The sequence below is a fragment of the Chryseobacterium sp. GM_Chr_2 genome, assembly GCF_026540445.1.
Classification (GTDB): Bacteria; Bacteroidota; Bacteroidia; order Flavobacteriales; family Weeksellaceae; genus Chryseobacterium.
In genome coordinates this window covers 86,513-99,567 of record NZ_JALNUD010000013.1, presented here as the reverse complement: position 1 = coordinate 99,567, position 13,055 = coordinate 86,513, and the positions used below count along the sequence as shown (strand labels likewise).

General features: G+C 33.8%; 12 protein-coding genes. 9 read left to right on the top strand and 3 right to left on the bottom strand.

Going from position 1 to position 13,055, the window contains the following annotated elements; translation table 11 throughout:
* Nucleotides 1-18: 18 nt before the first annotated feature.
* The 4 genes from tnpA to OXQ85_RS17940 all read left to right on the top strand — a co-directional run bounded on the left by tnpA (nt 19) and on the right by OXQ85_RS17940 (nt 4,096).
* Nucleotides 19-483: an IS200/IS605 family transposase gene (gene tnpA / locus OXQ85_RS17955; protein ID WP_267406261.1), complete on the top strand. Its 465-nt coding sequence runs from the start codon at nt 19-21 to the stop codon at nt 481-483.
* 106 nt (nt 484-589) lie between these two features.
* Entirely contained in the window at nt 590-1,771 is a 1,182-nt protein-coding gene (locus tag OXQ85_RS17950) for an acetyl-CoA C-acyltransferase (RefSeq protein ID WP_267406260.1), read from the top strand.
* Between the two features lie 56 nt (nt 1,772-1,827).
* Nucleotides 1,828-2,196, top strand: a complete 369-nt coding sequence (locus tag OXQ85_RS17945; protein ID WP_267406259.1) for a four helix bundle protein — start codon at nt 1,828-1,830, stop codon at nt 2,194-2,196.
* 121 nt (nt 2,197-2,317) lie between these two features.
* On the top strand, nt 2,318-4,096 hold the full coding sequence (locus OXQ85_RS17940) for an acyl-CoA dehydrogenase family protein (protein ID WP_267406258.1): 1,779 nt from the start codon (nt 2,318-2,320) through the stop codon (nt 4,094-4,096).
* Nucleotides 4,097-4,150: 54 nt separating this feature from the next.
* On the opposite strand, the gene OXQ85_RS17935 is transcribed toward OXQ85_RS17940, so the two are convergent.
* On the bottom strand, nt 4,151-4,555 hold the full coding sequence (locus tag OXQ85_RS17935) for a DUF805 domain-containing protein (protein WP_267406257.1): 405 nt from the start codon (nt 4,553-4,555) through the stop codon (nt 4,151-4,153).
* A gap of 211 nt (nt 4,556-4,766) precedes the next feature.
* Between OXQ85_RS17935 and OXQ85_RS17930 the strand changes: the two genes are divergently transcribed.
* From OXQ85_RS17930 to OXQ85_RS17920, 3 genes are all read left to right on the top strand, one after another.
* Nucleotides 4,767-5,039, top strand: a complete 273-nt coding sequence (locus tag OXQ85_RS17930; protein ID WP_267406256.1) for a hypothetical protein — start codon at nt 4,767-4,769, stop codon at nt 5,037-5,039.
* Nucleotides 5,040-5,069: 30 nt separating this feature from the next.
* Nucleotides 5,070-5,405 carry a YegP family protein gene (locus OXQ85_RS17925; protein WP_267406255.1) on the top strand — a complete coding sequence of 112 codons (336 nt, stop codon included), beginning with the start codon at nt 5,070-5,072 and terminating at the stop codon, nt 5,403-5,405.
* A 290-nt stretch (nt 5,406-5,695) separates the two neighbouring features.
* Nucleotides 5,696-6,142 (top strand): phosphohydrolase, encoded by a 447-nt coding sequence (locus OXQ85_RS17920; protein WP_267406254.1) that lies wholly within the window; start codon nt 5,696-5,698, stop codon nt 6,140-6,142.
* Here the strand turns inward: OXQ85_RS17920 and OXQ85_RS17915 are convergent.
* Both OXQ85_RS17915 and OXQ85_RS17910 read right to left on the bottom strand, forming a co-directional pair.
* Complete coding sequence (locus OXQ85_RS17915; protein ID WP_267406253.1) at nt 6,139-6,855, bottom strand: DUF2490 domain-containing protein; 717 nt, start codon at nt 6,853-6,855, stop codon at nt 6,139-6,141. The genes OXQ85_RS17920 and OXQ85_RS17915 overlap by 4 nt on opposite strands.
* Before the next feature lie 77 nt (nt 6,856-6,932).
* Entirely contained in the window at nt 6,933-8,741 is a 1,809-nt protein-coding gene (locus OXQ85_RS17910) for a TonB-dependent receptor (RefSeq protein ID WP_267406252.1), read from the bottom strand.
* A gap of 629 nt (nt 8,742-9,370) precedes the next feature.
* On the opposite strand from OXQ85_RS17910, the gene uvrA reads away from it, so the two are divergent.
* Nucleotides 9,371-12,163 (top strand): excinuclease ABC subunit UvrA, encoded by a 2,793-nt coding sequence (uvrA, locus tag OXQ85_RS17905; protein WP_267406251.1) that lies wholly within the window; start codon nt 9,371-9,373, stop codon nt 12,161-12,163.
* Nucleotides 12,164-12,228: 65 nt separating this feature from the next.
* Nucleotides 12,229-12,993, top strand: a complete 765-nt coding sequence (locus tag OXQ85_RS17900) for an alpha/beta hydrolase (RefSeq protein ID WP_267406250.1) — start codon at nt 12,229-12,231, stop codon at nt 12,991-12,993.
* Nucleotides 12,994-13,055 lie beyond the last annotated feature (62 nt).

Genomic DNA, 13,055 nt, shown 5'->3' with positions numbered 1-13,055 from the left:
GGCGACCTGTTAATTTTTATGGCAAATACATACACTCAAATTTATATTCAAATTGTTTTCGCTGTCAAAGGAAGACAAAGCCTGATTTTAAAAGAAAACAGAGAAGAATTACATAAATTTATTACAGGTATTGTTTCCAATAGAAATCAAAAATTATTTGCAGTTTTTGCAATGCCGGATCATGTACATATTCTTGTAAGTCTGAGTCCAACAGTCTCAATTTCAGATTTAGTAAGAGATATTAAAGCTGGTTCATCAAAATTTATTAATGAAAAAGGATGGACAAACGGAAAATTCAATTGGCAGGAAGGGTACGGAGCATTTTCCTATTCTAAAAGCAGTGTAGATTCTGTAGTAAAATATATTTTAAACCAAGAAGAACATCATAAAAAGAAAACATTCAGAGAAGAATATTTAGATTTTATGGAAAAATTTGAAATTGAATATGATTCAAAATATTTATTTGAATGGATTGAAGATTAACAGGTCGCTCCTACGGAGCTCCGTAAATATTGCAAAACAAAAAAGCTATTAACATTTTACCTCTACGAGGCAAAAACTTTTAAACTAATTTTTAATTAACAAAAAAATGTCAAAACAAGCATATATAGTAAAGGGTTTCAGAACTGCCGTTGGAAAAGCTCCAAAAGGAAGTTTAAGATTCACAAGACCCGATGTAATGGCGGCAACCGTGATTGAAAAATTAATGGCTGAACTTCCGCAATTAGACAAAAACAGAATCGACGACCTTATTGTAGGAAATGCGATGCCAGAAGCTGAACAAGGCTTAAATGTGGCTCGTTTAATTTCCCTGATGGGTTTAAATACTGACAAAGTTCCAGGAGTTACCGTAAACAGATATTGCGCATCCGGAAGTGAGGCGATTGCCATTGCTTCTGCGAAAATTCAGGCAGGAATGGCTGATTGCATTATTGCAGGAGGTACAGAATCAATGTCTTATATTCCGATGGGAGGTTATAAACCGGTTCCTGAAACGGATATTGCCAAAACAAATCCTGATTATTATTGGGGAATGGGTTATACGGCGGAAGAAGTTGCAAAACAATATAATATCACAAGAGAAGAGCAGGATCAGTTTGCTTTTGAATCTCATATGAAGGCTTTAAAAGCCAACCAAGAAGGTAAATTTGCCAACCAGATTGTTCCGATTCCTGTTGAATATAATTTTCTTGATGAAAATCAAAAGATGCAGACTAAAAAGTTTGACTTTTCGGTAGATGAAGGACCAAGAGCAGATACTTCTTTGGCAGGTTTGTCTAAATTAAGACCCGTTTTCGCCAACGGAGGAAGCGTAACTGCAGGAAATTCTTCTCAGATGAGCGACGGAGCCGCTTTCGTCATGGTAATGAGTGAGGAAATGATAAAAGAATTAGGTCTTGAACCAGAAGCAAGATTAGTCGCTTATGCAGCAGCAGGTCTTGAACCAAGAATCATGGGAATGGGACCTATTTATGCGATTCCAAAAGCATTAAAACAAGCAGGTTTAGAATTAAAAGATATTGAATTAATCGAATTAAACGAAGCATTCGCATCACAGTCTGTTGCCATCAAAAAAGAATTAGGCTTAAATCCTGATATTTTAAACGTTAATGGAGGCGCAATTGCTCTTGGTCACCCACTTGGATGTACAGGAACAAAATTAACCGTTCAGCTTCTGGACGAAATGAGAAAACGCGGAAACAAATACGGAATGGTTTCTATGTGTGTGGGAACGGGACAAGGTGCTGCTTCAATTTTTGAGCTTCTTTAAAGATAAAAAGAGAATAGACTGATAGATAATAGATTAGAAACACACAAGAAAAAATGATGAATGATTTTAAAAGACACAATTTTAAAAAGCTTAAAATTTGGAAAATGGGTATGGAATTATCAAGAGGAACATTAGATCTTACCGATACTTTTCCAGCTTATGAAAAATATGGTTTGAAAAGCCAAATGGATCGATGCTCAATTTCCATTCCTTCAAATATAGCCGAAGGTTCAAGCAGAACAAATAAGTCTTTTAGTCATTTTTTAGATATTTCTTTGGGTTCATCTTTTGAATTGCAAACTAAAATATTGTTAGCAAATCATAGAAAATATTTATCTGATGAAAATTGCGAAACCTTTGAAATAAAAATTGAAGAATTTCAAAGAGCAACAATGGTATTTCAGAATATGCTTAATAAAGACTAAAAGATAATAGACTGATAGAACATAGATAATAAAATAACTTTTAAAAGAGTGAAAAAGTCTATCCTCTATCCGTCTATTATCTAAAAGTCTCAAAAAATAATAAGAAAAAATCAAATATTAAATGGGAAATATATTAAAAGGTGGAGAATTCTTGATTAAAGAAATTCCTGCAAACGAAATTTTCAGTTTGGAAGAACTGAACGAAGAACAAAAAATGCTTCGCGATTCCGCGAAAGAATTTATAGATAGAGAAGTAATTCCTCACCATGATCGTTTTGAGAAAAAAGATTATGCATTAACGGAACAAACAATGCGTCAGTTGGGCGAAATGGGATTATTAGGAATCACCGTTCCAGAAGAATATGGAGGTCTTGGAATGGGATTCGTGAGTACCATGTTGGCTTGTGATTATGTTTCAGGAGGAAACGGCTCATTAGCAACAGCTTATGGAGCTCACACAGGAATTGGAACGTTGCCAACTCTACTTTACGGAAGTGAAGAATTGAAAAAGAAATATCTTCCAGACTTAGCAACGGGAACAAAATTCGGAGCTTATTGTTTGACTGAGCCAGATGCAGGTTCTGATGCAAACTCAGGAAAGACAAGAGCGAGATTGTCTGAGGACGGAAAACATTACATCATCAACGGACAAAAAATGTGGATTTCCAATGCAGGTTTTGCAGATACTTTCACTTTGTTTGCTAAAATTGATGATGATAAAAACATCACAGGTTTTGTAATCAATCGTTCTGAATTGGAGAATCCTGAAAGTTTAACTTTCGGCGAGGAAGAGCATAAATTAGGAATTCGTTCATCTTCTACTCGTCAGGTTTTCTTCAATGATATGAAAGTTCCTGTTGAGAATATGTTGGGCGAAAGAAACAACGGTTTCAAAATTGCTTTGAATGCGTTAAATGTTGGTAGAATTAAATTAGCTGCTGCAAACCTTGACGGACAAAGAAGAATTTTAAACCATTCGATTCAATATTCAAACGAAAGAAAACAGTTTGGTGTTTCAATTTCAACTTTTGGAGCGATCAGAAAGAAAATTGCTGAAATGTCAACCGGAGTTTTCGTAAGTGAGGCAGGTTCTTACCGTTTAGCAAAAAATGTTGAAGATAAAATTGCAGAATTGGTTGCAGGAGGAATGGATCATCAACAAGCTGAATTAAAAGGTGTTGAAGAATTTGCAGTAGAAGCTTCAATTCTTAAAGTTTTTGTTTCAGATTTAACTCAAAATACAGCAGACGAAGGAATCCAAATCTACGGAGGAATGGGATTCTCAGAAGACACACCAATGGAATCTGCATGGAGAGACGCAAGAATCGGAAGAATTTATGAAGGAACTAACGAAATCAACAGACTTCTTGCCGTTGGAATGTTGATTAAAAGAGCAATGAAAGGAGAATTAGATTTACTTTCTCCAGCAATGGCGATCAGCAAAGAATTGATGGGAATTCCGTCATTCGAAGTTCCTGATTATTCTGAATTCATGAGCGAAGAAAAAGCAATCATCGCCAATCTTAAGAAAGTTTTCTTAATGGTTTCCGGTGCTGCGCTTCAAAAATATATGATGGATATTGAAAAACAACAACATTTATTATTAAATGCTTCTGAAATATTGAATCAAATCTACATGGCAGAATCTGCTGTTTTGAGAGCAGAAAAACATTTCTCTGCTGATTCTGTGGAAGCTTCAATGGCTCAATTAAATCTTTACAAAGCGGTTGAAAAAATCATTACATCGGCAAAAGAAGGAATTGTTTCTTTCGCGGAAGGTGACGAGCAAAGAATGATGCTTTCTGGATTGAGAAGATTCACGAAGTATACAAACCATCCGAATGTAGTTGCTTTAACTGAAAAGGTGGCTGCGCATTATATTGAAAAAGGACATTATTAATAAAATGTTTTCACAAATAAAAAACCGGAATTTACTTCCGGTTTTTTTATGACTTTAAAATTCTTTCTGACCTATTTCGTTGATCTCATTATAATTTCCTTTAGGATCTTCACCATATTGATTTCTTCCCTGTGTTCCTTCTGTGCAATATAATATTAGTAGCCAAATCCCACCAATAATAGGAATAAATGAAATAAGCAGAAACCATCCGCTTTTATCAACATCATGCAATCTTCTCACAGAAACCGCTAAGCTTGGAAGGAAAGTTGCAAGAACATACAACAAATAAATATATCCATAAGGAATTTGTTCGTTAAATCTCAATCCCAAAAGATTATCTAAAATTGTAGCTACAATAGCGAAAATCATGTTGAATAAAAGATACATCCAATATTCCTTTCTTCTTGCTCTTCCGTTAAAATCAGCGTACTGTTTTAATACTTTTAAGTACCAATTCATAGTTTTTAATTTTTTTAGTTGACTTCAAAAGTAATGATTTTTCTTTCTTAACAAACATTATTTTAAATACGATTAAAAATAAATGAATTTCTAGTTAATCAATTTTCTGTTAATGAGAATAACCCAGTAAAAATTATTTTTTGCAATAAGTAATAGATTTTAAGTCCTTTATAAAGAAAATTTTTATTAATTTTAAAAAAAATTCAAACTGATGAGACTTTTATTATTCCTAATGCTCTTACTTTCTATTTCTGCAAATGCACAAAGAAAGAAAATTGATCCGCAAAAAAAATCGGATAGTGCCAAATTTAAAATTTCAAAAGATACCGTTCAAACAAAAATCAAAAGAAAAAATCTGGATAATATGCCTGTTTTTAAACCTAACGATAGTATTTATTCAGGCTTAAAATCAAGCAATCAAAATCATTCTCAATATAAAATTCTGAATGCAACTCCCACAGAAAAAGAAAAAACATCAAAATAAACTAAAATCATAAACTTTAAATATCAAACAATGGGAAAATTTATTATCTCTAAGAGAACAAATGACGATTATCAATTTAATCTAAAAGCTGCAAACGGACAAGTTATCCTGACTAGCCAGGGATATAACTCTAAAGCTTCATGTGAAAACGGAATAGAATCTGTAAAGAAAAATGCTCCGGATGATGCACGATTTGAAAGGCTTACGGCAAAAGATGGTCGCTGGTATTTCAATCTTAAAGCCGGAAACGGACAGGTGATCGGAACCAGCCAGATGTACGAATCTGATAATGGAATGGAAAAAGGTATTGATTCGGTGAAAAACAATGCTCCAAATGCTTCTGTAGAAAACGATACAAATAATTAATTGATAAATAAAGCCTCAAGTTTTGGGGCTTTTCTTTTTGCAGACTTTTGGAATGCTTAAAATAAATCCAATAAAGTCTTTTGTTTCTTTTGCGGTTAAATTTAAAATAAGTTTGATAATCAATACTAATAAAACTTTATTCCATCAATTAAAAAGGTCTTAAAAATATCATTTAAAATGCCTGAGAAGAAAGATGAAACAAAACATGAATATTATGTAAAATAATTCCTGAAAAAAATCTTTAGAATGTGGTGGCATTTTTTATTTTTGTACTCTATTTTCCAATTGGGATGACAAAAGAAGAATTACTAAACAAAGCTATAAAAATCGCCGATAAGGCACATAAAGGTCAAAAAGACAAATACCATGCACCGTATATTGCTCACGTAATGAGAGTTATGGAATATGGTAAAACGATGGACGAAAAAATTGTCGGTGTTTTACATGATGTGGTAGAAGATCATCCTGTAGAATTCAGTCTGGATTTTCTGAGAAACGAAGGTTTCCCAGAATATATTGTTTTCGCTATCAGCTGTTTAACAAAGTTTGATCCGGATGAAAGCTATGACGAATTCGTAAAACGTACTGAAAGATCGCCACTTGCCGTTGCCGTAAAATTAAATGACCTTCGCGACAATATGGATCTTCGAAGAGTGACGGGTGAACTGGTTCCTAAAGACATCAAAAGATTCAACAAATACCTGAAAGCGTATCATTATTTGATTGACAAATATTAATCTGCTCCAGGGAAATGGTAGGTTTTGGCAGGAGGATTAGTATCGTCTATATTGATGTTTAAAGCAAGATATACAAAATGTACGTTTTTGTTGCCTTTTGCCTCAAATTCTCTTTGCCAAAGATAACCGCCCAAGATTCCGAAGTTTTCATCGATTTGATATCCAAAACCGCCGTAAACTCTGTTTCTTGCAAAAGCAGGTTTCATAGGGGTAACTACAAAGATTTCATCGTAAACATTGGCAAAAACAGTTCCCGGCTTGATGCTTTTAGCATTTAATGGCACAGAAATATTCAGACGATAACGGTAACGCATTCTTTCAGAGGTTTTATCGTTTTTCGGCTCATTAAACCACGACTTTTCTACACGAAGTCTGTTCTCGAATTTTACAATTCCTTTTTTGAAATCGATCACATCCTGAAGCCACACACGGAATTCTTCTTTGTTAATCGCATGATCTTTATACGTTGCATATCTTCCCAAACCAATGAAAGGTTTGTGATTTTTAGTAAGATTATATCCTAAACCACCTTTTATTTCGTAATAATCGGGATAAGAATATTCTTCAATACCTCTTGATTGCCCTTCTGCATAGAGGAAAAACTTAGGATGAAATTTGTAAGTCAGAGTCAGGGCATTGAAGCTGGATACATGCTCCTGAGCTTTGAAAAATGTAACACTTAAAAGTAAACTAAGACTTACAAACAGTTTCATTTAAAAAATTTTTGCAAATGTAATTGAATTAACAATTTTGTAATATTAACTTTAATTCATTCTCAATTAACATTAATTTAATATTGAATATTGTAGGTAAAACCAATATGGAACCAACTTTCTGGCATTTTCACCCCAAACGCTTCAGAATATTTTGTATTTGTTAAATTGTTGATTAAAACGTAAACCGAAAAATCTTTTTGATTGAAAGTTAGCTTTTCATCCACCAGATTATAACTCGATTGGTTCAGTCTGTCATTATATCGGTAAACGACTTCATTGGTAAAATGTTTCAGGAAAGTAGTCTGTAATTTAGCAACAACTTGATGCTTTAAATTATCTAAAGTATATCTTGAAACAAAATCCTTAGGTTGCTTAAAATCATTATCTAAATAAGTATATCCTAATGAATATTTCAGCCAGCTCATCAACTGATGATTCACCTCTATTTCTACACCTTTCGTTTCAATATCGCCAACGTTTTGAGCATACCAAATAGGATCATCGATCGTCATTTTCATCCAATCAATCGAATTATTAGAGCTTCTTAAAAATCCGCTTACTTTTGCTAAAAGGCTCTTCGTCTGGTATTGATAACCAACTTCTGCATACACGGCATTTTCAGGAACCAAAGCTTCATTTCCCTTTTCTGTATTGCTTGAATAATAAAGGTCGGTAAATGTAGGAACTCTGTGAACTTTAGCGACATTTCCGTACACTTTATTGTTTTCATTGAAATTATATCCTACATCTAAACCGGGATAGAAAAAATTACCTTCATTAGAATAATTTGCCCAAGAAATTCCCGGAGAGATATTTAATTTTTTATCAAAAAAAGAAAAATAATGCTCAAAGAAAACCTGAGAAACAAAACGATCTCTATGTCCTAAATTATTACTTGCCAAAAATTCTTTTCTTAACTCAACCCCTAAACCCGTGGTTCCCAAAGCCCAATTATAGCTGGAATTCACCTCTCCGCCTACATTATTCCCGATGTGCATATTTCGGTAAACTTCCGGTTTATCTCTGATATACAAATACATATCCTGCCCTCTTCTCCAATACACATTTGAGTTCAATTTTAGCTTTCCAAAACTCTGTCTGTGAGCCAAACTGATGATAGAAGCCTGCATTTCCTCATATTGCTCTGTCGCTTTTGCTGAAGAATAGAAACCATTTGCACCGAACTTTTTTTCCGAAAAACCAGCCTGCAATCTCAAATCTCCATCTTTGATCTTCAACTGACTCTGATAAAAAGCATTCCGAATATCATAATCCGTATTATGCATATATCCCTGCGAACTGTTGGAGTTTATATTTAATGAATTTGAAAATTTTTCACCTCCCAGATTGGCATTCATTCCAAACCCATAGGTTTCATAATCCCCCGCTTCGGCACTAATCTTTACTTTTTTGCCCTGACCGATCTTGGTGATAATATTAATGGCTCCCGCATAGGCATTTTGTCCGAATCTTCTTGCAGCAGGACCTTTTATCACTTCAATTCGTTCAACATCTTCTAAATCTACAGGAATATTTAAAGAATTGTGCCCAGTCTGAGAATCATTCATCCTGATTCCGTTGATGAGTAATAAAACCTGCTCAAAAGAACTTCCTCGGAAAGCCACATCACTTTGTACGCCATTCGCTCCTCTCCTTCTGATATCCATTCCGGCAACTTGCTGAAGCATTTCATCGATACTTTTGGCAGGTGAATTCGCAATTTCTTCCTTTGTAATCACCGTAATATTCTGATTAGCGGATTTATAAGGTGTAGAAATAAATTTCCCCTGAATTTCAATCGTTTCGATCTCTGAACTCTTTTCCTGAGCGCTCACGAAAAGTGCCGAACCCACGAAAAAAATGCTCCCTAGTTTTTTAATCATACCCAAATAGTTTATTGCCGATTAGTTTCTTTTTTGCAAGCCCCAAAAGTACTGGAGTTCTATAAGATTAGAAAATGATAATTGTCATAAAAAAAGATGCAGTGTGATACTGCATCTTGGGAAGTAATGTAAATTCTTTTATCTTTTTCTCATTAAATGTGTAACTAGATCTCTGAACAATTTTCTCATTTCTATATTACATATTTATGAATACAATTTTAACAAATTTTAAAATACCAAACAATACCATAGTCATAAAAAGTAATAAATATCATAAAATTTAACATTGACTATCAACAATTTGCAACAGAATCTCTCTTTTGATTGAAATATTTCAAATTTCCAACCCTTTAAAAACCTTATTGTTATGAATCTTTCAATTTTATAATATTTCTCTGTTGAATGTATTTTTAAATTAACTCCTATTTTCTAATGATTTAAAATATTTTTCAACTTTAACATTTTATAATTAAAATCTAAATAATTTCACTGTGAAAATCCTTACTATTCATTATTGTCAATTCTAAAATAGTAAGTGTAGTTTATGATTGATTCATATTAAAAATCAATTGTATGAAATCATAAAAAATCCGCTAAAAATTCGTATTTTTGTTAGTCTTAATTTTACTATGGCTAATACAACAGATATAGATATTAAAAAGCAGATTTTCGTTAAGAATGCACACCTTAACAATCTGAAACACATAGATGTTCTCATCCCGAAAAATAAATTAATTGTCATTACAGGAGTTTCCGGAAGCGGAAAATCTTCATTGGCTTTTGACACTATTTATGCTGAAGGACAGAGAAGATATGTTGAGAGTTTGAGCTCTTACGCCCGTCAGTTTTTGGGAAAATTAGAGAAACCGAAAGTTGATGATATTAAAGGTTTGGCACCTTCCATCGCAATTCAGCAAAAGGTAATTTCTTCGAATCCACGATCAACAGTGGGAACTTCTACGGAAATTTATGATTATATGAAACTTCTTTTCGCAAGAATCGGGAAAACCTATTCTCCGGTTTCGGGTGAAGAAGTGAAGAAAGATTCGGTGACGGATGTTGTAGATTTTATTAAATCTTCCAATAAAGACGTTTCCTTTTTATTGACTGCACCTTACGAATATGATGCTTCAAATTTTGGTGAAAATTTAAATGTCTTAAAACTGGCAGGTTTCACAAGATTAGAAATCAATGGAAATGTAGCTGGAATCGAAGATTTGGAAAGTTTTGGTTTCACTCCCGAAAAAGGAATGGAAATCAATCTCGTGATCGACCGTTTTTCGTATGAAGAAGACGAAAGTTTCCTTCAGCGTCTAGCAGATTCTATCCAAATGGCTTTTTATGAAGGTCGTGGCTATTGTTCTTTAAAAAATACAGACACAGGAAAAATAAAAGAATTTTCAAATAAATTTGAGCTTGACGGAATTGAATTTTTAGAACCAAATGTTCATTTTTTCAGCTTTAATAATCCTTATGGTGCTTGTCCGACTTGCGAAGGTTACGGAAAAGTGATTGGAATTGATGAAGATTTAGTCATTCCAAATAAAACATTATCCGTTTTTGAAGATGCGGTTGCTTCATGGAAAGGCGAAAGTATGAGCGAATGGAAAAAAGATTTCATTAAAAAAGCAAAAGACTTCCCTATTCATAAGCCTTACCATCAATTATCCAAAGATCAGAAAAAATATCTTTGGAAAGGCGACGGAAAAAGCACGTTCCCTTCGATTGATAATTTCTTCAAAATGCTGGAGGAAAATTTATACAAAATCCAGTATCGTGTAATGCTTTCACGTTATCGAGGAAAAACGCTTTGTCCAACCTGTGAAGGGCTGAGACTTCGCGAAGAAACAACTTGGGTAAAAATCGACGGACATAATATCCAGTCGATGATTGAGCTTCCTTTGGATGAACTTTTTCCTTTAATTAACAGTTTAAAATTATCCGAACACGACCAAGAAGTTGCCAAAAGATTATTATACGAAATCACCACCCGACTTGAATTTTTATTAAAAGTTGGTTTAGGATATTTAACGTTAAACAGAACATCAAATACGCTTTCAGGAGGCGAAAGTCAGAGAATTAACTTAGCGACAAGTTTAGGAAGTTCTTTGGTGGGTTCAATTTATATTCTGGATGAACCGTCAATCGGACTTCATTCACGAGACACGGAAAATTTAATTGAAGTTTTACAGAATCTTCGCGACCTTGGAAACACGGTAATCGTTGTAGAACACGATGAAGATGTGATGAAAGCTGCCGATTATATCATTGATATTGGTCCGGAAGCAGGTTATCTTGGTGGCGAACTGGTTTTTGCCGGAGATTATAAAGAACTGAAAGATGCAGATACTTTAACTTCGAAATATTTAACCGGAAGATTAGAGATTGAAGTTCCGAAAAAACGAAGAAAAGCAAAAGAATGGATTCATATAAAAGGCGCTCGACAAAACAATTTAAAGAATATTGATGTTGATGTTCCTTTGGAAAGCCTTGCTGTAATTTCCGGAGTGTCAGGAAGTGGAAAATCTACTTTGATGAAGGAAATTTTAACGAATGACATTCAGATCCAGTTAGGAATGGGCGGAAAAAAAGGAGATTATGATGCTGTGGAATTTCCGAAAAAGCTAATCCAACATATTGAATTGATCGATCAAAATCCTATCGGAAAATCGTCCCGTTCGAATCCTGTAACATATTTAAAAGCTTACGACGACATCAGAGATCTTTTTGCGAAACAAAAGGTTTCAAAAATGATGGGTTACAAGCCTAAGCATTTCTCTTTCAACGTTGATGGCGGAAGATGCGACGAATGTAAAGGGGAAGGTGTGATTAATGTTTCGATGCAGTTCATGGCAGATATTGAGCTTGAATGCGAAGTTTGTAAAGGAACCCGTTTCAAAAACGAAATTTTGGAAGTAAAATACGACGAAAAAAATATTTCGGATATCCTTCACATGACTGTTGATGAAGCCTTGGAATTTTTCCGAGATAATCATGAAGATAAAATTGCAACCAAATTGAAGCCTTTGCAAGACGTTGGTTTGGGATATTTGCAGTTGGGACAGAGTTCTTCCACCCTTTCCGGAGGTGAAGCACAGCGTGTGAAACTGGCTTCGTTCCTGGTAAAAGGTGTGACAACGGATAAAACGTTGTTTATTTTCGATGAACCTTCTACAGGTCTTCATTTCCATGATATTCAGAAGTTGTTGAAGTCTTTGCAGGCTTTGATTGATTTAGGGCATTCTGTGATTGTTATTGAACATCAACCCGATATCATTAAATCTGCTGATTACATCATCGACATTGGTCCGGAAGCCGGAAAACATGGCGGTGAAGTTGTTTTTACCGGAACACCGGAAGAGTTAGCAAAAAATAAAAAATCTCACACAGCGAAATATATTAAAGAAAAGCTGGAGAATTAAAATAGAAAGAGAGTCGTTTTGGCTCTCTTTTTTTGTTTAAATTGTCCTCTTAACAAATGACTTTTATGAATTACAAATTTTTACTTTTTGTCTCACCCATTTTTTTATTAATCAATTGCTTTACTAAGAAAAACATCAATAATAGCAATGATGTAAAAATTGATACATTAACCTTATTAGATAATAATAGAAAACGTAAAATTCCTGTGGCATATTTCCATTCTAAAATAGATAAGAAAAGCTCAAAACAGCAAGTTATTATTTTCAATCATGGTTACGGTCAAAATAAAGGCGGAGATTATTTAATTTATTCCTATTTAACAAATTACCTTGCCGCCAAAGGTTATTTCGTAGTAAGCATTCAACATGAATTGCCAACAGATGAATTACTTACCTTAGAAGGAAATTTACAGCTTGTAAGAATGCCTTTTTGGAAGCGTGGAACGAAAAATATTTTATTTGTTTTGAATGAATTGAAAAAATCTAAACCTGAACTTGATTTTGCTCATCTCACATTAATTGGGCATTCGAACGGAGCAGATATGACCGCGCTTTTTGCTGATAAATATCCTGAACAGGTATATAAAATTATCGCAATGGATAACCGCAGAATGTATCTTCCGCGAACTTCAAAACCAAAAATGTATTCTTTACGATCCAATGATTATCCCGCAGATGAAGGGGTTTTACCAACTGAAGAAGAAGCTAAAAAGTTTACAATGACTATTCAGAAAACGAATATCAATCACGGGCATATGGATGATGAAGCTTCTAAAGAAGAAAGAAAAATATTGACTGGTTATATTTTGAAATATTTGCAGGAAAATTAAAATAACAAGCGCCTAAAAAACTTTAAACTTTAACATTAAATTCATAAAAGCAATTAAAATAT